This is a genomic window from Taklimakanibacter deserti (genome assembly GCA_003574785.1).
In genome coordinates this window covers 153,790-175,668 of sequence record QORU01000006.1, presented here as the reverse complement: position 1 = coordinate 175,668, position 21,879 = coordinate 153,790, and the positions used below count along the sequence as shown (strand labels likewise).

18 protein-coding genes are annotated in these 21,879 nt (G+C 63.6%); 17 read left to right on the top strand and 1 reads right to left on the bottom strand.

Annotated elements, in window-relative coordinates; genetic code table 11:
- Position 1: 1 nt before the first annotated feature.
- Entirely contained in the window at positions 2-322 is a 321-nt protein-coding gene (locus DS839_RS14170) for a heavy metal-binding domain-containing protein (protein ID WP_119271000.1), read from the bottom strand.
- Positions 323-548: 226 nt separating this feature from the next.
- Here DS839_RS14170 and DS839_RS14165 point away from each other — a divergent pair, with 226 nt between their 5' ends.
- The 17 genes from DS839_RS14165 to pnp all read left to right on the top strand — a co-directional run bounded on the left by DS839_RS14165 (position 549) and on the right by pnp (position 21,818).
- On the top strand, positions 549-1,148 hold the full coding sequence (locus DS839_RS14165; RefSeq protein ID WP_119270999.1) for an ANTAR domain-containing response regulator: 600 nt from the start codon (positions 549-551) through the stop codon (positions 1,146-1,148).
- Positions 1,145-2,377 carry a CmpA/NrtA family ABC transporter substrate-binding protein gene (locus DS839_RS14160; RefSeq protein WP_119270998.1) on the top strand — a complete coding sequence of 411 codons (1,233 nt, stop codon included), beginning with the start codon at positions 1,145-1,147 and terminating at the stop codon, positions 2,375-2,377. Before DS839_RS14165 ends, DS839_RS14160 begins: the two co-directional genes overlap by 4 nt.
- Positions 2,378-2,616: 239 nt before the next feature.
- Positions 2,617-3,915, top strand: a complete 1,299-nt coding sequence (locus tag DS839_RS14155) for a CmpA/NrtA family ABC transporter substrate-binding protein (RefSeq protein ID WP_119270997.1) — start codon at positions 2,617-2,619, stop codon at positions 3,913-3,915.
- A 15-nt stretch (positions 3,916-3,930) separates the two neighbouring features.
- Positions 3,931-4,839 carry a nitrate ABC transporter permease gene (gene ntrB / locus DS839_RS14150; protein WP_162918520.1) on the top strand — a complete coding sequence of 303 codons (909 nt, stop codon included), beginning with the start codon at positions 3,931-3,933 and terminating at the stop codon, positions 4,837-4,839.
- Positions 4,840-4,849: 10 nt separating this feature from the next.
- Positions 4,850-5,644, top strand: coding sequence for an ABC transporter ATP-binding protein (locus DS839_RS14145; RefSeq protein ID WP_119270995.1), 795 nt, complete (start codon positions 4,850-4,852; stop codon positions 5,642-5,644).
- Positions 5,641-8,091 carry a nitrite reductase large subunit NirB gene (nirB, locus tag DS839_RS14140; protein WP_119270994.1) on the top strand — a complete coding sequence of 817 codons (2,451 nt, stop codon included), beginning with the start codon at positions 5,641-5,643 and terminating at the stop codon, positions 8,089-8,091. Before DS839_RS14145 ends, nirB begins: the two co-directional genes overlap by 4 nt.
- The gene (nirD, locus tag DS839_RS14135; protein WP_438816522.1) at positions 8,088-8,435 is read left to right on the top strand and encodes a nitrite reductase small subunit NirD; all 348 of its coding nucleotides are present in this window, start codon (positions 8,088-8,090) and stop codon (positions 8,433-8,435) included. The genes nirB and nirD overlap by 4 nt, the downstream gene beginning before the upstream one ends.
- Complete coding sequence (locus DS839_RS14130) at positions 8,432-11,074, top strand: nitrate reductase (RefSeq protein ID WP_119270993.1); 2,643 nt, start codon at positions 8,432-8,434, stop codon at positions 11,072-11,074. Before nirD ends, DS839_RS14130 begins: the two co-directional genes overlap by 4 nt.
- On the top strand, positions 10,989-11,789 hold the full coding sequence (locus DS839_RS14125) for a precorrin-2 dehydrogenase/sirohydrochlorin ferrochelatase family protein (RefSeq protein ID WP_119270992.1): 801 nt from the start codon (positions 10,989-10,991) through the stop codon (positions 11,787-11,789). The genes DS839_RS14130 and DS839_RS14125 overlap by 86 nt, the downstream gene beginning before the upstream one ends.
- 495 nt (positions 11,790-12,284) lie before the next feature.
- Positions 12,285-12,899: a ribosome maturation factor RimP gene (rimP, locus tag DS839_RS14120; RefSeq protein WP_119270991.1), complete on the top strand. Its 615-nt coding sequence runs from the start codon at positions 12,285-12,287 to the stop codon at positions 12,897-12,899.
- Position 12,900: 1 nt separating this feature from the next.
- Positions 12,901-14,514: a transcription termination factor NusA gene (gene nusA / locus DS839_RS14115; protein ID WP_119270990.1), complete on the top strand. Its 1,614-nt coding sequence runs from the start codon at positions 12,901-12,903 to the stop codon at positions 14,512-14,514.
- A gap of 41 nt (positions 14,515-14,555) precedes the next feature.
- Positions 14,556-15,101, top strand: a complete 546-nt coding sequence (locus DS839_RS14110; protein WP_438816521.1) for an RNA-binding protein — start codon at positions 14,556-14,558, stop codon at positions 15,099-15,101.
- Positions 15,102-15,192: 91 nt separating this feature from the next.
- The gene (infB, locus tag DS839_RS14105) at positions 15,193-17,736 is read left to right on the top strand and encodes a translation initiation factor IF-2 (RefSeq protein ID WP_119270989.1); all 2,544 of its coding nucleotides are present in this window, start codon (positions 15,193-15,195) and stop codon (positions 17,734-17,736) included.
- Positions 17,737-17,897: 161 nt separating this feature from the next.
- Positions 17,898-18,284, top strand: a complete 387-nt coding sequence (gene rbfA, locus DS839_RS14100; RefSeq protein WP_119270988.1) for a 30S ribosome-binding factor RbfA — start codon at positions 17,898-17,900, stop codon at positions 18,282-18,284.
- Positions 18,281-19,192 (top strand): tRNA pseudouridine(55) synthase TruB, encoded by a 912-nt coding sequence (truB, locus tag DS839_RS14095; RefSeq protein ID WP_368911631.1) that lies wholly within the window; start codon positions 18,281-18,283, stop codon positions 19,190-19,192. The genes rbfA and truB overlap by 4 nt, the downstream gene beginning before the upstream one ends.
- Positions 19,193-19,211: 19 nt before the next feature.
- Positions 19,212-19,481, top strand: a complete 270-nt coding sequence (gene rpsO, locus DS839_RS14090) for a 30S ribosomal protein S15 (protein WP_119270986.1) — start codon at positions 19,212-19,214, stop codon at positions 19,479-19,481.
- 183 nt (positions 19,482-19,664) lie between these two features.
- Positions 19,665-21,818 (top strand): polyribonucleotide nucleotidyltransferase, encoded by a 2,154-nt coding sequence (pnp, locus tag DS839_RS14085; RefSeq protein ID WP_119270985.1) that lies wholly within the window; start codon positions 19,665-19,667, stop codon positions 21,816-21,818.
- Positions 21,819-21,879: the final 61 nt, after the last annotated feature.

The following is a 21,879-nucleotide window of genomic DNA, read 5'->3' as shown; positions in this document are numbered from 1 at the left end:
ACTACTCGATCCTTACCGCAGTGCCCGCCGCCGTCACCATCAGCATGCTGCCATTGGAGCCGATCGTCTCGTAATCGAGATCGACGCCGATGACCGCATTGGCGCCCAAAGCTGCCGCCTTGTCGGTCAATTCGCCGATCGCGGTCTGGCGCGCGTCATTCAATACCTTTTCATACGAACCCGAACGGCCGCCGACGATATCGCGGACCGAGGCGAAGATGTCGCGGAACAGATTGGCGCCGAGGATCGCCTCGCCGGCGACCAGGCCCTTATATTCGACGATGCGGCGGCCTTCGATGGCATTGGTGGTGGTGACGAGCATGAGGGGGTTCTCCTTTGGATCACGGGTTCACTCGGATCGTAACGATCAGATGGGACAAAGATGATCGAAATTCCATGGGTCGAGCTTGCTTGACAAAAACCCCATGAAATCAGGACCTTCATTCTCGTCAGCGGCCGGAGGTGGCCATTGGGCTGATCAAGGAAGCGGCAAGTGACGTTTTATTGTGCATCGCAATATCATTTTGCTGTGCAACATTTGTTGCATAATGTCCGGCTCCGAACTTTCCATTCTCATCATTGACGAGAATCGCGTCAGGGCGGCGATCATCGAAGAGGGCTTGCGGGAAGCGGGGCATTCGCGGATCTCCGTCATCTCGGAGATGGCGGGCCTCGTGCGCCGTATCGAAGAGGCGGCCCCCGACGTCATCGTCATCGATCTCGAAAATCCCAACCGCGACATGCTCGAGGACCTGTTCCGCGTCTCGCGGGCCGTGCGCAAGCCCGTCGCGATGTTCGTCGACAAATCCGACACGGCGATGATCGCTGAGGCCATTGCCGCCGGGGTCTCGGCCTATGTCGTCGACGGCTTGAGAAAAGAACGGGTCAAGGCGATCCTCGATCTGGCCATCGGCCGCTTCAATGCCTTCGAGCGCATCCGCGCGGAGCTCGAGACGGCGCGGCAGGCGCTCAGCGATCGCAAGGCCATCGACCGGGCCAAAGGCATATTGATGAAGATGATGCATGTCGGCGAGGACGAGGCCTATACGCTCCTGCGCCAGACGGCCATGCGCCAGAACATGCGCATCGCCAAGGTGGCCGAGAGCATCATCGCGACCTCGGATCTTTTCGGCAAGGGGGACAAATGACCTCGCCGCCGCTCATCCCCGTCCGCGCCGGGTTTCTGCCGCTCGTCGATGCGGCACTCCTGATCGCCGCCAAGGAGAAGGATTTCGCCCGCGAGGAGGGGATCGATCTCAGTCTCACGCGTGAAACTTCCTGGGCCAATATCCGCGATCGCGTTTCGGTGGGCCATTTCGATGTCGCTCACATGCTGGCGCCACTGCCGATCGCCGCCAATCTCGGTCTTTCGCCGCTGGACGTGCCGTTCATCGCGCCGATGGCTCTCGGCCTCGGCGGCAATGCCGTCACGGTCTCGAAGCGCCTGTGGTCGGCGCTCGAGGAGCAGGGTGCCCCTTCCGACGGCGACCCGGCACGGGTAGGGGCCGCCTTGCGCAATGTCATCAAGACAGGCCAGACGCGCCAGGAGCGGCTCCTGGTATTTGCCGTCGTCCAGAGCTTCTCGGGCCATCACTATGAATTGCGTTATTGGCTCGCCGCCTGCGGCATCGATCCCGACCGCGACCTCACGATCACGGTCGTGCCGCCGCCTTTGATGGTCGATGCGCTGAAGTCCGGGCGCATCGACGGCTATTGCGTCGGCGAGCCGTGGAACACGGCTGCCGTTCATGACGGATCGGGGCGCATCGTGACGACCAAATCATCGATCTGGCGCTCAAGCCCGGAAAAGGTTCTGGGTGTCACGAAGGAATGGGCGGAGACGAACCCTCTCACCCTGGCTGCGGTTCTGCGCGCTCTTCATCGGACTTCCCTCTGGTGCGAAGACAAAAGCAACAATGCCGAACTCGCAGACTTGCTGGCAGGACCCGATTATCTCAACCTGCCGCAGGCGGTGGTGCTGCCCGCGATAGAAAACAGGATCGCGCTCGGCGACAAGGAGCCCCGGCCGATCGCCGACTTCCTCACCTTCGCCGGCAAGGCCGCGACCTTCCCCTGGCAGAGTCATGCGCTGTGGTTCTACAGCCAGATGGTGCGCTGGGGACAGGTCGCTCATTCGCCTCAGCGCGCGCAGGCGGCGCGGCTCTCCTATCGTCCCGATCTCTACCGCCAGGCGCTGTCCGGCCTGAATGTCGCCATGCCGGGCGCAAGCTCGAAAATCGAGGGCGCGCTCACCGAGCGCACGCATCTTCCGGCAGCACGCGGCCAGCTTGTCCTGGGTCCGGATGGATTCTTCGACGGCGTGATCTTCGATCCCGATCGGGTCGAGGACTACATCGCGGCATTGCACAAGAATTGACCGCCTCCCTGCTCATTGAGGCAGCACTCTTCCTTTCGCTGTCGGAGCCCTTGCGCTAACGCGTTGATTCATAATGAGCCGGCATGGCCGAGTGAGTTGGCATGCCGCATGCACTGTCACTGATCGACAATTCGTGTGCCCGATGACGGGCAACCGGCAACGCCGCCGGCAAGACCTCCTCCCGGATGTACGGAGTTGGTCTTGCTGGTGGCGTTTTGCGTTTTGGAAGGAGTTTGCAAATGACGAAACCCAACGGCATCTCTGCCTGTTCACGGCGCAGGTTCCTCAGGAAATCGGCCGGGACGATGGCGCTCCTGCTGGCGGCGCGCGCCCACTTGCCCCATGGCGCCTTCGCCCAAAGCGGCGGGCCCGAAGTGACTGGCGCCAAGCTCGGCTTCATCGCCCTCACCGATGCCTCGGCACTGATCGTCGCGAAGGAGAAGGGATTCTTCGCCAAGCACGGCGTGCCCGATGTCGAGGTGCTGAAGCAGGCCTCGTGGGGCGCCACGCGCGACAATCTGGTGCTCGGCAGCGAAGGCAACGGCATAGACGGCGCCCATATATTGACGCCGATGCCCTATCTCATGACGACGGGCAAGATCACCCAGAACAACGTGCCCTTGCCGATGAAGATCCTGGCGCGGCTCAATCTCGACGCCCAGGCGATCTCGATCGCAAGCGCTTATGCCGATCTCACGGTCGGGACCGACGCCGGAGTCTTGAAGAAAGCCTTTGCGGACAAGAAGGCCGCCGGCACGCCGGCCAAAGTCGCCATGACATTTCCGGGCGGCACGCATGATCTTTGGCTGCGCTACTGGCTCGCCGCCGGGGGAATCAATCCCGACGCCGATGTCGAGACCATCGTGGTCCCACCGCCGCAAATGGTCGCCAATATGAAGGTCGGCACGATGGACTGCTTCTGCGTCGGCGAGCCGTGGAACGCACAGCTCGTCAATCAGGGCATCGGCTATACCGCCGTCAACACGGCCGAGCTGTGGGCGAAGCATCCGGAGAAGTCGTTCGCCTTGCGCGCCGACTTCGTCGAGCGCTACCCCAAGACCGTCGAGGCGCTGCTGATGGCCGTCATGGAAGCCCAGCAATGGTGCGACGACTTCGCCAACAAGGAGGAGATGGCCTTGATCGTCGCCAAGCGCTCCTGGTTCAACGTGCCGAAGACCGACATCATCGGTCGGCTCAAGGGCGACTATGACTATGGCAACGGCAAGACCGTGGCGCAGAGCCCGCATTTCATGAAGTTCTGGCGCGATGCCGCGTCATTCCCGTTCAAGAGCCACGATGCCTGGTTCCTCACCGAGAATATTCGCTGGGGCAAGCTCCCGCCGGATACCGACATCAAGGCTCAGGTCGGCGCGGTCAACGGCGCCGAACTGTGGCGCGCGGCCGCCAAGACGCTGGGCGTCACCGACATACCCGCAAGCGACAGCCGCGGGCCTGAGACCTTCTTCGACGGCAAGGTCTTCGATCCGGAAAGTCCGGAGACCTATCTCGCCAGCCTCGCCATCAAGCACACCGCGTGACCCATGGATATTGGAATGTCGGCAACAGCCCGCAAGCTCGTTCAAACGGAAGCAGCGCCCGCAGGCCCTGCCTCATCTTCCGCCGCGATGATCGTCGCCTTTCCCGCCGCGCATCCGCCGGTCCTGGCGAAGTTTTGGGCGCTGCTCGGTTTTGCAGCGGAACGATTCGTGCCGCCAATGGTCGTCCTTCTGGTCATCGGCGCCACATGGCAGCTCGCCTGCTCGCATCCGGGTTCGAGCCTCCCGCCGCCGTCCCAGATCATCACCGACAGCTGGGAGCTTATCGCCGATCCGTTCTATGACCGCGGCGGCCTCGACAAAGGTCTCTTCTGGCACATCCTCGCCTCGCTCAAGCGCGTCGCCATCGGCTATGCGATCGCCGCCGTCGTCGGCGTGGCGCTGGGCACCCTGATCGGGCAGTCGCAGCTTGCGATGCGCGGGCTCGATCCCATCTTCCAGGTGCTGCGCACCGTGCCGCCGCTCGCCTGGCTGCCTTTGTCGCTCGCCGCCTTCCGCGACGGCCAGCCCTCGGCAGTGTTTGTGATCTTCATCACCTCGGTATGGCCGATCGTCATCAACACGGCGGTCGGTATCCGCAACATTCCTGAAGACTACCGCAATGTGGCGCGCGTGCTGAGACTCAATCCGCTCGAATATTTCGGCAAGATCATGCTCCCCGCGGCATCGCCCTACATCTTCTCAGGCCTTCGGATCGGCATCGGTCTCTCCTGGCTCGCGATCGTCGCAGCCGAGATGCTGATCGGCGGGGTCGGCATCGGCTTCTTCATCTGGGATGCCTGGAACTCCTCCCTCATCGGCGACATCATCGTGGCGCTCGTCTATGTCGGAATCGTCGGCTTCTGCCTGGATCGTCTCGTCGCCGGCGCCGCGAAAATCGTCACCCGCGATACGGCCAGCAGTTGAGGCGCCATCCATGCAGAAATGTCTTTCGCTCTCCCTCGTTTGCAAGACCTTCACCCGCGATGCGGCGACGACCGAAGTGCTGCGCGACGTCACGCTCGATGTGGCGCAAGGCGAATACATCTCGATCATCGGCCATTCGGGCTGTGGAAAATCGACGCTGCTCAATATCATCGCCGGGCTGACCGAGGTCAGCTCCGGCGCGGTGCTGCTCGAAAATCGCGAGGTGACCGAGCCCGGTCCCGACCGCGCGGTGGTGTTCCAGAATCATTCGCTGCTGCCGTGGCTCACGGCTTACGACAATGTGAGGCTCGCGGTCGACAAGGTGTTCGGCGCGTCGAAGACCGCCGCCGAGAGGCATGAATGGACCATGTTCAGCCTCGAGCTCGTCCATATGGGGCACGCCCGGGACAAGCGTCCGGCCGAAATTTCGGGCGGCATGAAGCAGCGCGTCGGCCTCGCCCGGGCACTCGCCATGGAACCCAAGGTCCTGCTTCTCGACGAACCCTTCGGCGCCCTCGATGCCCTCACCCGGGCGCACCTCCAGGACCAGGTGATGGCGATCCATGCAAGGCTCAACAACACGGTGATCATGATCACCCATGATGTCGATGAAGCCGTGCTGCTCTCCGACCGTATCGTCATGATGACCAACGGGCCGGCCGCGACGATCGGCGAAATCCTGGCCGTCCCGCTGGCGCGGCCACGCCGGCGCGTCGAGCTTGCGACCGACAAGGCCTATCTCAACTGCCGCGCCGCGGTGCTGAGATTCCTCTATGAGCGCAACCGATTCGTGGAGGCAGCGTGAAACGCAAACTCGTCATCATCGGCAACGGCATGGCGCCCGGCCGCATGCTCGAGCACCTCTTCGAGGCGGCGCCCGGCAAATACCAGGTCACGATCTTCAATGCCGAGCCGCGCGTCAACTACAACCGCATCATGCTCTCGCCGGTGCTGTCCGGCGAGAAGACCTATGACGACATCATCACCCATGACGATGGCTGGTATGAACGCCATGGCGTCGAGCTTCATCGCGGCAACAAGATCGTCGCCATCGACCGGGCAAGGAAGACGGTTCTCGCCGAGGACGGAAGGCAAGCGGCCTATGACCGGCTGGTGATCGCCACCGGCTCGATGCCGATCGTCATACCGGTGCCGGGTCATGACCTGGCAGGCGTCCTCACCTATCGCGATCTCGATGATGTCGACCGGATGCTCACCGCGGCGCGGTCGGGCGGCAACGCCATCGTCATCGGTGGCGGGCTCCTCGGCCTCGAAGCGGCGGCCGGGCTCGCCCAGCGCGGGATGAAAGTGACGGTCCTCCATCTCATGCCGACACTCATGGAGCGCCAGCTCGATCCGGCGGCGGGCCATCTGCTGCAGCAGGCGGTCGAGGCGCGCGGCATCCGCGTCATCACGCGCGCCAACACCCATGCCATTCAAGGCACCGACAAGGTCCGCGCCGTCACGCTCGAGGACGGCACCGAGCTTTCGGCCGACATCGTCGTGATGGCGGTCGGCATCAGGCCCAGCGCTACGCTCGCAAGAAGCGCCAATCTCGCAGTCAATCGCGGCATCCTGGTCGATGACCAGCTGGTCACCAGCGATCCTTCCATTCAGGCGATCGGCGAATGCGCCGAGCATCGCGGCATCTGCTACGGGCTGGTGGCGCCGCTTTACGAGATGGCGAAAGCCGCGGCCCTTCATCTCGCCGGTGACGACACCACGGCCTTTACCGGTTCCGTCACCTCGACCAAGCTCAAGGTCACCGGCATCGATCTCTTCTCCGCCGGCGATTTCGCCGATGCCAAGGACCGCGAGGAGATCGTGCTGCGCGATGCGGCGCGCGGGGTCTATCGCCGGCTCGTCCTCAAGGAGAACCGGATCATCGGCGCCGTGATCTATGGCGACACGGCCGACGGCCCGTGGTTCTTCGATCTCCTGAAGAAGGCTGAGGACGTAACATCCTTGCGCGAGACCCTGATCTTCGGCCAGTCCTATGCGGGAGACACCCCTCTGGACCCTATGGCGGCCGTTGCAGCCTTGCCGGATGATGCGGAAATCTGCGGCTGCAACGGCATATGCAAAGGCAAGATCGTCACGGCAATCACGGAGAAGAAGCTCGGCACGCTCGAAGAGGTGAGAGCCCATACCAAGGCCTCCTCTTCTTGCGGATCCTGCACCGGGCTCGTCGAGAAGCTCTTGGGGCTCAGTCTCGGTGAAAGCTACAAGCCCAAGCCCATACAACCGATCTGTTCTTGCAGCGATTTCGGCCATGACGAGGTCCGCCGGCTGATCGTCGCCAAGGAATTGAAGTCGATTCCGGCGGTGATGCAGGCGCTCGAGTGGAAGACCTCGTGCGGCTGCGCCAAATGCCGCCCGGCGCTCAATTATTATCTCATCGCCACCTGGCCCGGGGACTATGAAGATGACAGCCAGTCGCGCTTCATCAACGAGCGCGTGCACGCCAATATCCAGAAGGACGGGACCTATTCCGTCGTGCCGCGCATGTGGGGCGGCGTCACCAATTCACGCGAATTGCGCGCCCTTGCCGATGTCGTCGACAGATTCGCCATTCCGACGGTCAAAGTCACCGGCGGCCAGCGTATCGATCTCCTCGGCGTGAGGAAAGAGGATCTTCCGGCGGTGTGGGCCGATCTCGGCAAAGCCGGCATGGTCTCGGGCCATGCCTATGGCAAGGCGCTGCGCACGGTGAAGACCTGCGTCGGGAGCGAGTGGTGCCGGTTCGGGACGCAGGATTCGACCGGGCTTGGCATCCGCATCGAGAAATTCATGTGGGGCTCATGGACGCCGGCCAAGGTGAAGATGGCGGTCTCCGGTTGTCCGCGCAATTGCGCCGAGGCCACCTGCAAGGATGTCGGCGTCATCTGCATCGACTCCGGGTTTGAAATCCACTTCGCCGGCGCCGCCGGGCTCGACATCAAGGGCACGGAAGTCCTGACCCGGGTCCGAACCGAAGACGAAGCGCTGGAAATCATCGTGGCGCTGGTCCAGCTCTATCGCGAGCAGGGGCGCTATCTCGAGCGCATCTACAAATGGACCAAGCGCGTCGGCATCGACACGATCAAGGCGCAGGTCTGTGATGACCTGCACAGACGCAAGACCTTGTTCGAACGTTTCGCGTTCAGCCAGAAATTCGCCCAGCATGATCCCTGGGCGGAGCGCGCGAGCGGACATGACGCCCGAGAATTCCGGCCCATGGCGGAGATCAGATTCGCGGAGGCAGCGGAATGAACGCGATGGTCGGCGAATGGCTGGATGTCGGCAGCGTCGAGGACGTGCCGCGACGTGGCGCGCGCACCATCGCGACAGGGCAGGGCGCCATCGCCGTGTTCAAGGCGGCGGACGGAACACTCTTCGCGCTGTGGGACCGCTGCCCGCATCGCGGCGGGCCCTTGTCGCAAGGCATCGTCCATGGCCACGCCGTGACCTGCCCACTGCACAACTGGGTGATCAGCCTCGAGACCGGGACCGCCCAGGGCGCGGATAAGGGCTGTGTGCGCAAGCTGCCGCTCAAAGTGGAGGACGGCCGCATCTGCCTGTCGGCGCAAGCTGTGGCGGCGGGGCCCGGCGCATGATGCCGGTCAAGACCACATGCCCCTATTGCGGCGTCGGCTGCGGCATCATCGCGACGCGCCATGAGGACGGCAAGATCGCGATCGACGGCGATCCCGATCATCCGGCCAATTTCGGGCGTCTGTGCTCGAAGGGCTCGGCCCTTGCCGAGACGCTTTCCCTCGGCGATCGCGAGCTCCATCCGCTGATCGGATCAAAGCGTGCTCCATGGGACGAGGCGCTCGGCCTCGTCGCCCGGAAATTCTCAGACGCGATCCGCGACTTCGGGCCCGACAGCGTCGCCTTCTATGTTTCGGGTCAGCTCCTCACCGAAGACTATTACGTCGCCAACAAGCTGATGAAGGGATTTATCGGCTCCGCCAATATCGACACCAATTCCAGGCTGTGCATGGCCTCGGCCGTGGCCGGCCATATCAGGGCCTTTGGCTCCGACACGGTTCCCGGGACTTACGAGGATTTCGAGCTTGCCGATCTCGTTGTCCTCGTCGGTTCGAATCTCGCCTGGTGCCATCCGGTCCTGTTCCAGCGCCTGATGGCGGCCCGCGAGAGGCGCGGCACGAAGCTCGTCGTCATCGACCCGCGCCGCACGGCGACGGCGGAATCAGCCGACATGCATCTTGCCGTGCGGCCGGGAAGCGATGTGGCGCTGTTCAATGGTCTTCTCAGACATCTCTTCGTCACCGGCAAAGCCGATGCCGATTTCGTTGCGCGCCATACGAGCGGGCTCGAAGGCGCTCTTGCGGCCTGTTCCGCCGAACTTGCCCCAGCGACTGGCCTATCCGCCCAAGAGATCGAAAGCTTCTTCACCCTGTTTGCCGCGACGGAGAAATCCGTCACTGCGTTCTCGCAAGGCGTCAACCAATCGACCAGCGGCACCGACAAGGTCAATGCGATCATCAACTGCCATTTGCTCACCGGCCGCATAGGCAAGCCGGGCATGGGACCATTCTCGCTGACCGGGCAGCCCAATGCGATGGGCGGGCGCGAGGTGGGCGGCCTCGCCAATGCGCTCGCCGCTCACATGGATATCGGCAATCCGGAGCACCGCGCGCTGGTGCAGGCCCTCTGGTCCGCGCCGCGGATCGCCGCAAAGCCCGGCCTCAAGGCCATCGACTTGTTTCGTGCCGTTGGCGACGGCCGCATCAAGGCCTTATGGATCATGGCCACCAATCCGGCGGTCAGCATGCCGGATGCGGATGGTATCGCCGAAGCGCTGAGAAACTGTCCCTTCGTCGTCATATCGGACGTGACGGCGAAGACCGACACTGCGCGGCATGCCCATGTCTTTCTGCCGGCGGCGGCTTGGGGCGAGAAGAGTGGAACGGTGACCAATTCCGAACGCCGCATCTCGCGGCAGAGAAGTTTCCTTGCGCTCCCGGGCGAGGCGCGCCCCGATTGGTGGATCATCAGCCACGTGGCGAAGCGCATGGGCTTTGCCGGTTTCGACTATCGATCGCCAGCCGAGATTTTCCGCGAGCATTGCGATCTCACCCAATTTGCGCGCGATCTCGATCTGACGCCCATGAGGCGCGCCTCCTATGAAGAGCTTGCGCCCTTTCAGTGGGGCAAAGAGCGGTTTTTCGGCGATGGCCAGTTCTATACGGCCGACGGTCGCGCCTGTTTTGTGCCCACACCCTGGCGCAGCCCCGCCACGGCGACGATCGCGGCGCTGCCCATGATCCTCAATACCGGGCGGATCCGTGACCAGTGGCACACCATGACCCGCACCAAGACACCGCGCCTGATGCAGCATATCGCCGAGCCCTTCGCCGAGCTTCATCCGGATGATGCCCGGATGCTGAGCGTCGCACCGGCAGCACTGGTCGAGGTGGCTAAGGGAGATAGACGCGTCGTGCTCAGGGCGCTGCTCAATCCGCGTCAGCAGCGCGGATGCGCGTTCGTTCCGATGCACTGGAGCAATGAGCTCTCCGGAAATGCGATCGTCAATCGGCTCGTCGCGGCGAATACCGATCCCATCAGCGGCCAGCCGGAGCTCAAATGGTCTGCCGTGTCGGTACGGCCGGTCGAGGCGGCTTGGTATGGCTTTGCCGTCGCCCGGGAAAAGCCGGATTGCACCCATCTCGATTATTGGTCACTGGCGCCGACGGAAAGAGGCTATCGGCTCGAATGTGCCGGAACGCGGGAAACTGAAAGCTTTGATGGGGTGCTCGAAAATGTCTTCGCCCTTCAGGGCGACAAAATCGCTTATCACGATCACGCTTCGGGCGAGCATCGCTTCGCGATCTTCGACGGCGATAGGCTCGAGGCCGCGATGTTCTTTGCCAGACACCCGGTCGGTGTGTCGCGCAACTGGCTCGCCGCACAGCTCGCCGGCAAAAACCAGGGCGTAAACCGCCTCCGTTTGCTCGCCGGGCGCAGCGGAGAGGATGGTCCCGATCGCGGGGCCATCGTCTGCTCGTGCTTCTCTATCGGCATCAAGCAGATCATGGCGCTCGTCGCCGGCGGCCAGGCGTCCACTGTCAAGGGTGTGGGCGATTTGCTCAAGGCCGGCACCAATTGCGGATCATGCAAGCCCGAAATCGGGAGGATCATCCATGAAACCTCAACCGCATCCGCCGGCGCGGCAGGCGCAGCGCCGCATCGAAGCGCTCTCGGTGCTGCCGGTCTTCTTCGACCTTGAGGCCAAGCGCGCCATCGTGATCGGCGGCAGCGCCGCCGCGGCCTGGAAGGCCGAGCTCCTCGCCGCCGCGGGCGCCCATGTCGACATCTTTACCGTGACACCCGGCGCGGAAATGCTCGCGGGAGCGGCATTGATCGTCGCCGATGCGGCAACCCGCGCCGAAGCCTTGGAAATCAGAAAGGCGGCGCGTGCGGCCGGCGTGCCGGTCAATGTCATTGATCGGCCGGAGTTCTGCGATTTCCAGTTCGGCGCCATCGTCAATCGCTCGCCTCTGGTCATCGGCATATCGACAAGCGGTGCGGCTCCTGTCCTGGCGCAGGAGGTCAGATCGCGTATCGAATGCATCATTCCGCCGCGCCTTGCCGCTTGGGTCCGCGTCGCTGCCGGTCTGCGCGACAAGGTGAGCCAGCGTTTCTCCTCTGCTCATCAGCGCAGGAGGTACTGGAGCGGGTTTGCGGCGAAAGCGATGCGACAGCCGGCGGACGCGGTCGGGCGGACGACAATCATCCGGGTGGAAACCGCCGATGATCTGACGATCCGGGAGGTCCGGGCACTTCAGTCCGCGGATGTGATCTATGCAGGTTGCAGCTGCCCGCAAGGCATTCTCGATTTCGCCCGGCGGGAAGCCAGGCGATGCGCTTATGCAGACTATGTTCCAGCACTGGCCGAGGAGGAATACTGCAATACGGTCGTCATTGAGGGACGGTTTCCGTAGGCGAAGGGCGCCAATTCCGCCTATGCGGGCCTCGAGCTCGCCATGAAAGGCGGACAAAACGGCGGTGACGATTATTTCGTCAAGCTGAAGGACGGCTTGTCACGTCATGGCGCCTGATCGAAGTCATTTCTCGTTGAGTTCCTTCGCCTAGGCCTCACCCCTCACCTGTGCCTCGATGCGAGTCTTGTAGGATTCCGCGGAGCACTGTGTGTGAGTTCCATCCGATGAGGATACCGCCCATCGGAAGCGGTCTCGAAAAACAACGTCAGGAACAACCATAACGGCGTAGGTTCGGGTCTTACTCTTGCTCATGGCAATAACATGCCATCTCGCCATACCTGTTTCCATGCCCGGCAAAAAGGGTAATCCGCCCCCTGCAGACCGGCTTGCCTTTTGCAGGGCAGAGGCCTATATGGGGGTCAACTTAGGTTCACTCACATAGCTAGAGTTATGAGGGTGGGTCCCAGCCGGGGCCCGCCATTTTTATTACCTGGAATGACCGATCAACGACTGACACGTGAAACCGGGCCCGCTTTGCGGGTGGCGAAGCTCGTCGAGCCGGTGCTCGACGGGCTGGGCTTCCGCCTGGTCCGGGTCAAGATGAGCGGCTCCACCTTGCAGATCATGGCCGAGCGACCCGACGGTTCTTTCACCATCGATGACTGCGAGCAGGCGAGTCGCGCCATCTCGCCGATGCTCGATGTCGAGGACGTCATTTCGAGCCGCTATTTCCTCGAAATGTCCTCGCCCGGCATCGACCGGCCGCTGGTCAGGCAAGAGGATTTCGAGCGCTGGGCCGGGCACGAGGCCAAGATCGAGATGGCCGTGCCGCAGGCCGGGCGCAAGCGCTTCCGCGGCATGCTCGAAGGCGTCACCGATGGCGAGGTGCGGCTTTTCATCGACAATCCGGAAGGCGGATCAGAGAAGATCCTGGTCGGCCTGCCCTTCGCCGATATCGACGAGGCGAAACTCATTCTGACCGATGACTTGATCGAAGCCGCGAAGCAGCGCCGGCCCGGACGGGCGATGGCGGATGGCAGCGAGTGGACCGAAAACGTCGAAGAGAGCGACGACGAAGAGACAACCGATTTGGACGACAGGAGACAGTGACATGGCCGAAGCCGCAGTGAGCGCCAACAGGCTCGAACTTCTACAGATCGCGGACGCCGTCGCGCGCGAGAAATCGATCGACAAGTCGGTGGTGCTCGCCGCCATGGCGGAGGCGATCCAGCGCGCGGCCAAGTCGCGCTATGGTGCGGAAAACAATATCGCGGCCGAGATCGATCCCAGGACCGGCGAGACGCGCCTCAACCGGCTCTTGCTCGTGGTCGAGAAGGTCGAGAATGAAGCGACCGAGATCAGCCTGGTCGAGGCGCAGCGCCGCAATCCGGCGGCGACCATCGGCGATCAGATCGCCGATCCCTTGCCGCCCATCGAATTCGGCCGTATCGCCGCCACCAACGCCAAGCAGGTGATCGTGCAGAAGGTGCGCGATGCCGAGCGCGAGCGCATGTATGACGAATACAAGGACCGCATCGGCGAGATCGTGCATGGCTCGGTGAAGCGCGTCGAATACGGCAATGTGATCGTCGATCTGGGCCGCGGCGAAGCGATCGTAAGGCGCGACGAGACGCTGCCGCGCGAGACCTTCCGGCCGGGCGACCGCATCCGCGCCTATGTCTATGACGTGCGCCGCGAGCAAAGGGGCCCGCAGATCTTCCTGTCGCGCACCCATCCCGAATTCATGGCGCGCCTGTTCGGCCAGGAAGTGCCGGAAATCTATGACGGCGTCGTCGAGGTGGTGTCGGTTGCCCGCGATCCGGGTTCCCGCGCCAAGATCGCGGTGCGCTCCAAGGACGGCTCGATCGATCCGGTCGGCGCTTGTGTGGGCATGCGCGGCAGCCGCGTCCAGGCGGTGGTCAACGAGCTCCAGGGCGAGAAGATCGACATCATCCCGTGGTCGGCCGATGTCGCCAATTTCGTCGTCAATGCGCTGGCGCCCGCGGAAGTGGCCAAGGTGGTGCTCGATGAAGAGGCCGAGCGCATCGAGGTCGTCGTTCCCGACGAGCAGCTCTCGCTCGCCATCGGCCGGCGCGGCCAGAACGTGCGCCTCGCTTCACAACTCACCGGATGGGATATCGATATCATGACCGAAGCCGAAGAATCGGAGCGCCGCCAGAAGGAATTCGCCGAGCGCACCCAGCGTTTCGTCGAGACGCTCGATGTCGACGAGATCCTGGCGCAGCTTTTGGCCTCGGAAGGCTTCGCGACGGTCGAGGAAATCGCCTATGCCGACGCGCAGGAGATTTCGAGCCTCGAAGGCCTCGACGAGCAGACCGCCCAGGAACTGCAGACCCGTGCCCGCGATTATCTCGACAAGATCACCGCCGAGCAGGATGCCAAGCGCAAGGAGCTGGGCGTCGCCGATGACGTTGCGGAAGTGGAAGGCGTCACCTTGCCGATGATGGTCGCCCTGGGTGAGGCGCAAGTGAAGACGGTGGAAGACCTCGCCGGCTGCGCCACCGACGATCTCATCGGCTGGACCGAGCGCAAGCCGGGCGAAACAATCAAGCACAAGGGCGCTTTCTCCGATCTCGATGTGTCGTCGGCGGAAGCCGAGGCCATCATCATGGCGGCGCGCGTCAAGGCCGGCTGGATCGAAAAGCCGGTCGAGGCCGAAGCCGAGACCGCCGAACAGGCAGGCGTGGAGGCGCAGGACGCTTGAGCTCGAGCCCGGCCGAGGCAGATGAGATTGTGGCGGACCGCATGTGCATCGTGACGCGTGAAGTCATGGATGAGGCGGGGCTCATTCGCTTCGTGCGCGGGCCGGAAGGCACGGTCGTCCCGGATCTCAACCGGAAGTTGCCGGGCCGGGGCGTCTGGGTGGCGTTGAATCGGGCCAGAGTGGCCGAGGCGGTCAAGCGCCGGGCCTTCAACCGGGGGCTGGGCGAGGTCCAGGCGGGAACCGATCTGCCCGACCAGGTCGGGGGGCTTCTCCGCAAGGCCGCACTTTCTTATATATCGCTTGCAAAAAAGGCTGGCGAGGCGGTTGCCGGAGCAGCTAAGGTCGAAGAAATGGTGGCATCCGGGCGGGCGCGGCTTGTCATCCATGCGCGAGAAGCAGCCCAAAACGGCCGGCAGAAGATCGACAACCTTTCGGGGCCAAGTGTAGAGACATTGAGTCTCTTCACCTCGACCGAATTGGATTTGGCGTTCGGCCGGGCAAATGTGATACATGCGGCGGTGGCCAAAGGGGGGCTTGCGGAAAAGCTCCTTCAGGCCACACGTCGCGCAGAAGCCTACGAGGCTTAGTGCGCCGTGAAGTTTAATTGAGCCTTTGCCAGTCGGGCCGACTTGACCCGAGCGGGAAAGGCTCTAAAGCCGACCCAAACTGGCAGGACGAATGACGGATACGAACGATACCAATGATCGCAAGCTTGGCGGCTCCGGAAATGCCGGACGCACCTTGAGCATGCGCCGGCCGGTCGAGCAGAGCCGGGTCAAACAGAATTTCTCCCATGGCCGCACCAAGACCGTGGTCGTCGAGACGCGCCGCAAGCGTCCGGGTGGACCCGGGGGCAAGGAAGACGAGCGTCCGGTCGCCGAAACCAAACCGCAATTCCACGCCCAGCCGCGCGTGGCGCCGCAAGGCCAGACCGACCGGGCCCGCGCGGGCGACCAGCAGCGCTCGGGCGTCGTGCTGCGTACGCTGACGCCGGAAGAGAAGGAAGCCCGCGACCGCGCCCTTGCCGATGCGCGCGTGCGCGAGGCCGAGGAGCGCAAGCGCCAGGAAGCCGATGCGCAGCGCCGGCGCGAGCAGGAAGACCGCGACCGCAAGGAGCGTGAGGCCGCCGAGCGCCGCAAGGCCGAGGATGATGCCCGTCACCGCACCGAGGAAGAAGGCCGCAAGAAGGCCGAGGAAGCGGCCAAGAAGCTTCCGGTCCAGCGCGCCCCGCAGGTCGCCGATGAGGAAGAGGCGCGGGTGAAGGCGCGCCCGGGCGTCAAGCGCGAGGTCAAGGTGCCGGCGCCGACCCGCACCAAGGGCGATGCCGAGAAACGCCGCGGCAAGCTGACCCTCTCCAATGCGCTCGATGAGAACGACGACCGGTCGCGCTCCATCGCCGCCTTCCGCCGCCGCACCGAGCGGCAGAAGAAGCAGGCGCAAGGCTTCCAGATGCCGACCGAGAAGATGGTCCGCGAGGTCACCATCCCCGAGGCGATCACCATCCAGGAATTGGCGAACCGCATGTCGGAGCGCGCCGTCGACCTGATCAAGCTTCTGATGAAGCAGGGCCAGATGCATACGATCAACGACGTGATCGATGCCGACACCGCGCAGATCATCACCGAGGAAATGGGTCATCGCGTGCGCCGCGTGGCCGAAGCCGACGTGGTCGAGGGCCTGGCCGGCGATGTCGACGCGGCCGATGCGCTCGAGCCACGGGCGCCCGTCGTCACCATCATGGGCCATGTCGATCACGGCAAGACGTCGCTGCTCGATGCGATCCGCAAGACCAATGTGGTCGCGGGCGAAGCCGGCGGCATCACCCAGCATATCGGCGCCTATCAGGTCGAGACCAAGAACGGCCTCGTGACCTTCATCGACACGCCGGGCCACGAGGCTTTCACCTCGATGCGCGCCAGGGGCGCCAAGGCGACGGACATCGTCATTCTCGTCGTCGCCGCCGATGACGGCGTCATGCCGCAGACGGCGGAAGCGATCAATCATGCGCGCGCCGCGGAAGTGCCGATCATCGTGGCGATCAACAAGATCGACAAGCCGCAGGCCAATCCCAATCGCGTCCGCACCGGTCTTCTGCAATATGAAGTGGTGGTGGAAAGCATGGGCGGCGAGGTGCTCGAAGTCGAGGTGTCGGCGCTCAAGGGCACCAATCTCGACAAGCTGCTCGACACCATCCTGCTGCAGGCGGAAGTGCTCGACCTCAAGGCCAATCCGAACCGCGAGGGCTCAGGCATCGTCGTCGAAGCGCAGCTCGACCGTGGCCGCGGCCCGGTCGCGACGGTGCTGGTGCAGCGCGGCACCTTGCATCTGGGCGATATCTTCGTCGCCGGCTCCGCCTGGGGCCGGGTGCGCGCCCTCATCAACGACAAGGGCGAGCATGTGAAAGAGGCCGGACCCTCGGTTCCGGTCGAAGTCCTGGGCCTCAATTCGGCGCCGGAAGCGGGCGATCAGTTCGTCGTCGTCGAGAACGAGGCGAGAGCCCGCGAGATCACCGACTATCGCGAGCGCAAGCGGCGCGAATCGCGCGGCGTGGCCAGCGGCCGTGCGTCGCTCGAGCAGATGATGTCGCAGCTCAAGGACGGGGCCCGCAAGGAATTCCCGATCCTGGTCAAGGCGGATGTGCAGGGCTCGGCTGAAGCCATCGTCCAGGCACTGGAAAAGATCGGCAATGACGAGATCGGCGCCCGCGTCATGCATTACGGCGTCGGCGGCATCAGCGAATCGGATGTGCAGCTGGCGGCGGCCTCGGGTGCCGTGATCCTGGGCTTCAATGTCCGCGCCAACGGCCAGGCCCGCAGTGCCGCCGAGCGCGACGGCATCGAAATCCGCTATTACAACATCATCTACGACCTGGTGGACGACATCAAGAAAGCGATGTCGGGCCTCTTGGCGCCCACCTTGCGCGAAACCTTCCTCGGCAATGCGGAGATCCTCGAGATCTTCAACATCACCAAGGTCGGCAAGGTTGCCGGCTGCCGCGTCACCGAAGGCTCGGTGCAGCGCGGCGCCAAGGTGCGCCTCATCCGCGACAACGTCGTCATCCACGAGGGCACGCTCTCGACGCTCAAGCGCTTCAAGGACGAGGTCAGGGAAGTGCAGGTCGGCCAGGAATGCGGCATGGCCTTCGAAGGCTATCAGGACATGCGCGCCGGCGACGTCATCGAGTGCTTCCGGGTCGAGAAGGTGCAGCGCACGCTGGATTGACAACCGCTTACCCCAACTCGTCATGGCCGGGCTTGACCCGGCCATCCAGTCTATCCGTCCAGCAGTTGTATGACGTTGAGTCTGGATGGCCGGGTACATGGCCGGGTTTAACCCGGCCATCCAGCCCCGGCCATGACGAATAAGGGGAGGAGATATTCCCCATGACCTCATCGAAAGCTCCCTCGCAGCGCCAGCTTCGCGCCGGTGAACTCATCCGCCACGCTCTGGCGGAGATTCTCCTGCGCGGCGATGTCGGCGATCCTGAGCTCGACCGCTTCAAAGTGGGCGTGCATGAGGTGGCGATGTCGCCGGATCTGAGGATCGCGACCGTCTATGTCAGGCCGTTGCTCGACGGCCACAACGACGCCGCGCTCAAGCTGCTCGCCAAGCATGCCCGCTACATAAGGGGCCTGCTCGCGCCGCGCCTCGACATGAAATTCATGCCCGAATTGAGGTTCCGGATCGATACGGCGCTCGATTATGCCGAGAAGATCGACCAGCTCCTGAAGGATCCGGCGGTGGCCCGCGACCTCGCCGACAAGAAGTGAAGACGCGCGAGAACATCCACGGCTGGATCGCCCTCGACAAGCCTGAAGGTCTGGGCTCTACCCAGGCGCTGGCCAAGGTCAAGCGGCTGTTCAATGCCGCCAAGGCCGGCCATGGCGGGACGCTCGACCCGCTCGCCTCCGGCCTCCTGCCGATCGCGCTCGGCGAGGCCACGAAGACGGTCTCGTGGGCCATGGAGGGCCGGAAAACCTATCGCGTCCTCGTCCGCTGGGGCGAGGCCAGGACCACCGACGACCGGGAAGGCGAGATATCAGCCCTGTCCGACGAACGGCCCTCGCATGGCAGCATCGATACCCTGCTGTCCCGCTTCGAAGGCGAGATCCTCCAGATGCCGCCCCGGTTCTCGGCCATCAAGGTCAAGGGCGAGCGGGCCTATGATCTCGCCCGCGCCGGCGAGGCGGTGGATCTGGCACCACGGCTGGTGGTGATCGAGAAGATCGAGCTTCTGGGCCTTCCCGATCCGGATCATGCAGAGTTTTCAGTGACTTGCGGGAAGGGGACATATATCCGCTCGCTCGCCCGCGACCTTGCCGAGGCGCTGGGAACCGTAGGCCACGTGGCGCGGCTCAGGCGTACCCAGGTCGGCCCCTTCACCGAAAATGACATGATTTCGCTGGAAAAGCTGGAGGAACTGCGCCATAAGGCGCCCGGCGACAACGCCATGGAAGGGGTTCTCCGCCCCATCGAGACCGTGCTGGACGGCATCCCGGCACTGGCCGTGAAGGACGCGGAGGCCCAACGCCTGAGACAGGGCCAGTCGGTTCTGCTCAGAGGCGCAAGCGCTCCCATCGCACAAGATGCGGTCCTCGTCATGTGGGGTCGAAGACCCCTGGGGATCTGCTCTATCGAGAAGGGCTCGCTCAAGCCGAAGCGTCTGTTCAACCTGTAACCCATTTGGAGATGACCGAATGACGATGACCCAGGAGCGCAAGTCGGCGCTCGTGAAGGAATATGGTACCAAGGCCGGCGACACCGGCTCACCGGAAGTGCAAGTCGCGCTCCTCACCGAGCGCATCAACACGCTTACCGATCACTTCAAAGCCCACAAGAAGGACAATCACTCGCGCCGCGGCCTCCTCAAGATGGTGAGCCAGCGCCGCGGTCTGCTTGACTATCTCAAGAAGGTCGATGAAGGGCGTTATCAGTCGCTGATCAAGCGGCTCGATATAAGGCGCTAAGAGCCTGCGAAAGCAAAGGCTGTAGCGCAGTCAGTATGAGCGGGCGGATCACCGATTTGCCGCCCGCGATCCCCCAAGTGGCGTCCGGCAATAGGGCCGGCGCCAAGAGGCCCATAGGGGATGCCGTCCACGATGTAGGTGAACGCAAATCAAGCGGCGGCGAAGGGCAATCAGGAAAATCACATGTTTACGATCGATGTTGAAGAAATCGAATGGGGCGGCAAGAAGCTCAGACTCGAGACCGGCCGCATGGCGAGGCAAGCCGACGGCGCCGTCGTCGCCACCTACGGTGAAACCACCGTTCTCGCCACCGCCGTCGCCGCGCGCACCGAGAAGCCCGGGATCGATTTCTTCCCCTTAACCGTCAATTACCAGGAAAAGACCTACGCCGCCGGCAAGATTCCCGGCGGTTATTTCAAGCGCGAAGGCCGTCCCACCGAGCGCGAGACGCTGATCTCCCGCCTCATCGACCGGCCGATCCGCCCGCTCTTCGTCGAGGGTTTCCGCAATGAGACGCAAGTCATCGCGACGGTCCTCTCCTACGATCTCGAAAACGATTCCGACATCGTCGCCTTGGTCGCCTCCTCGGCGGCCTTGACGCTTTCCGGCATCCCCTTCATGGGCCCGATCGGCGCGGCGCGCGTCGGCGTCGTCAATGGCGAATATGTCCTCAACCCGACGATCGAGCAGATGAAGACCTCCGAGCTCGACCTCGTCGTCGCCGGCACCCAGGATGCGGTGCTGATGGTCGAGTCGGAAGCGAAGGAGCTCACCGAGGAGAAGATGCTGGGCGCGGTCATGTTCGGCCATCAGCATTTCCAGCCGGTGCTCGAGGCGATCATCCGCCTCGCCGAGCGTTCGGCGCGCAGCCCTCGCGACTTCACGCCGCCGGACGAAGAGACGCTGTTCAACTCGGTGAAGGACATCGCCGAAGCGGACGTGCGCCAGGCCTATGCCATCGCCAAGAAGGAAGACCGCCAGGAAGCCGTTGCCAAGGCGAAGGACAAGGTGCTGGCGGCCCTCGTCGTCGAGGGCAAGGAAGATGCGCCCGCCGCCAACAAGGTGGGCGAGGCCTTCAAGCATCTCGAGAAGGACGTCGTCCGCAACAGCATCCTCGATACCGGCCACCGCATCGACGGACGCGATCTCGTCACCGTGCGGCCGATCGTGGCCGAGGCCTCGGTCCTGCCGCGCACGCACGGCTCGGCGCTGTTCACCCGCGGCGAGACCCAGGCGCTGGTCGTCACCACGCTCGGCACCGGCGAGGACGAGCAATATATCGACTCGCTTGAAGGCACCTACAAAGAAACCTTCATGCTGCATTACAACTTCCCGCCCTTCTCGGTCGGCGAAACGGGCCGCCTCGGCGGCGCCGGCCGGCGCGAGATCGGCCACGGCAAGCTCGCCTGGCGCGCCATCCATCCGATGCTGCCGCCCGCCGATCAGTTCCCCTATACGATCCGCGTCGTCTCGGAGATCACCGAGTCGAACGGCTCGTCCTCCATGGCCTCGGTCTGCGGCGCCTCGCTGGCGCTGATGGATGCCGGCGTTCCGCTGAGAGCCCCCGTGGCCGGCATCGCCATGGGTCTCATCAAGGAAGGTGAGCGCTTCGCGGTGCTCTCCGACATCCTGGGCGATGAGGACCATCTCGGCGACATGGACTTCAAGGTGGCGGGCACCGCCAATGGCGTGACCTCGCTGCAGATGGACATCAAGATCACCGGCATCACCGAAGACATCATGAAGACGGCGCTGTGGCAGGCCAAGGACGGCCGCATGCACATCCTCGGCAAGATGGCGGAGGCGCTCGAGAAAGCGCGTCCGGGTCTTGGCGAGCATGCGCCGCGCATCGAGGTCATCACCATCCCGACCGACAAGATCCGTGAAGTGATCGGCACCGGCGGCAAGGTGATCCGCGAGATCGTCGAGAAGACCGGCGCCAAGATCGACATTTCCGATGACGGCACGGTCAAGGTCGCTTCTTCCTCGGGGACCGCCATCGAAGCGGCAATGAAGTGGATCAAGTCGATCGTGTCGGAGCCGGAAGTCGGCGAGATCTATGACGGCAAGGTCGTCAAGGTCGTCGATTTCGGTGCCTTCGTGAATTTCTTCGGCGCCAAGGACGGTCTTGTCCATGTGTCGGAGCTGGCGCCGCGCCGCGTCGCCAAGGTCTCCGACGTCGTCAATGAAGGCGACATGGTCAAGGTAAAGCTCTTGGGCTTCGACAATCGCGGCAAGGTGCGCCTGTCGATGAAGCAGGTCGACCAGCAGACGGGCGAAGATTTGTCGAAGAAGCAGGCGGAAGAGCACCCGCCGGCGGAAGCGAGCAACGAGTAAGGCTTTCGAGAATTGAGTGGAAAGGGCGCGGGTTTCCCGCGCCCTTTCCATTTGTAAGACG

Excerpts from the sequence above, each read along its gene's own strand:
- rimP (WP_119270991.1), top strand. The coding sequence starts at position 12,285 with ATGACCGATCAACGACTGACACGTGAAACCGGGCCCGCTTTGCGGGTG.
- infB (WP_119270989.1), top strand. The coding sequence starts at position 15,193 with ATGACGGATACGAACGATACCAATGATCGCAAGCTTGGCGGCTCCGGA.
- nirD (WP_438816522.1), top strand. The coding sequence starts at position 8,088 with ATGAACGCGATGGTCGGCGAATGGCTGGATGTCGGCAGCGTCGAGGAC.
- DS839_RS14155 (WP_119270997.1), top strand. The coding sequence starts at position 2,617 with ATGACGAAACCCAACGGCATCTCTGCCTGTTCACGGCGCAGGTTCCTC.
- nusA (WP_119270990.1), top strand. The coding sequence starts at position 12,901 with ATGGCCGAAGCCGCAGTGAGCGCCAACAGGCTCGAACTTCTACAGATC.
- DS839_RS14170 (WP_119271000.1), bottom strand. The coding sequence starts at position 322 with ATGCTCGTCACCACCACCAATGCCATCGAAGGCCGCCGCATCGTCGAA.
- DS839_RS14110 (WP_438816521.1), top strand. The coding sequence starts at position 14,556 with ATGTGCATCGTGACGCGTGAAGTCATGGATGAGGCGGGGCTCATTCGC.
- DS839_RS14125 (WP_119270992.1), top strand. The coding sequence starts at position 10,989 with ATGAAACCTCAACCGCATCCGCCGGCGCGGCAGGCGCAGCGCCGCATC.
- ntrB (WP_162918520.1), top strand. The coding sequence starts at position 3,931 with ATGTCGGCAACAGCCCGCAAGCTCGTTCAAACGGAAGCAGCGCCCGCA.
- rpsO (WP_119270986.1), top strand. The coding sequence starts at position 19,212 with ATGACGATGACCCAGGAGCGCAAGTCGGCGCTCGTGAAGGAATATGGT.
- rbfA (WP_119270988.1), top strand. The coding sequence starts at position 17,898 with ATGACCTCATCGAAAGCTCCCTCGCAGCGCCAGCTTCGCGCCGGTGAA.
- DS839_RS14160 (WP_119270998.1), top strand. The coding sequence starts at position 1,145 with ATGACCTCGCCGCCGCTCATCCCCGTCCGCGCCGGGTTTCTGCCGCTC.
- DS839_RS14130 (WP_119270993.1), top strand. The coding sequence starts at position 8,432 with ATGATGCCGGTCAAGACCACATGCCCCTATTGCGGCGTCGGCTGCGGC.
- DS839_RS14145 (WP_119270995.1), top strand. The coding sequence starts at position 4,850 with ATGCAGAAATGTCTTTCGCTCTCCCTCGTTTGCAAGACCTTCACCCGC.
- pnp (WP_119270985.1), top strand. The coding sequence starts at position 19,665 with ATGTTTACGATCGATGTTGAAGAAATCGAATGGGGCGGCAAGAAGCTC.
- DS839_RS14165 (WP_119270999.1), top strand. The coding sequence starts at position 549 with ATGTCCGGCTCCGAACTTTCCATTCTCATCATTGACGAGAATCGCGTC.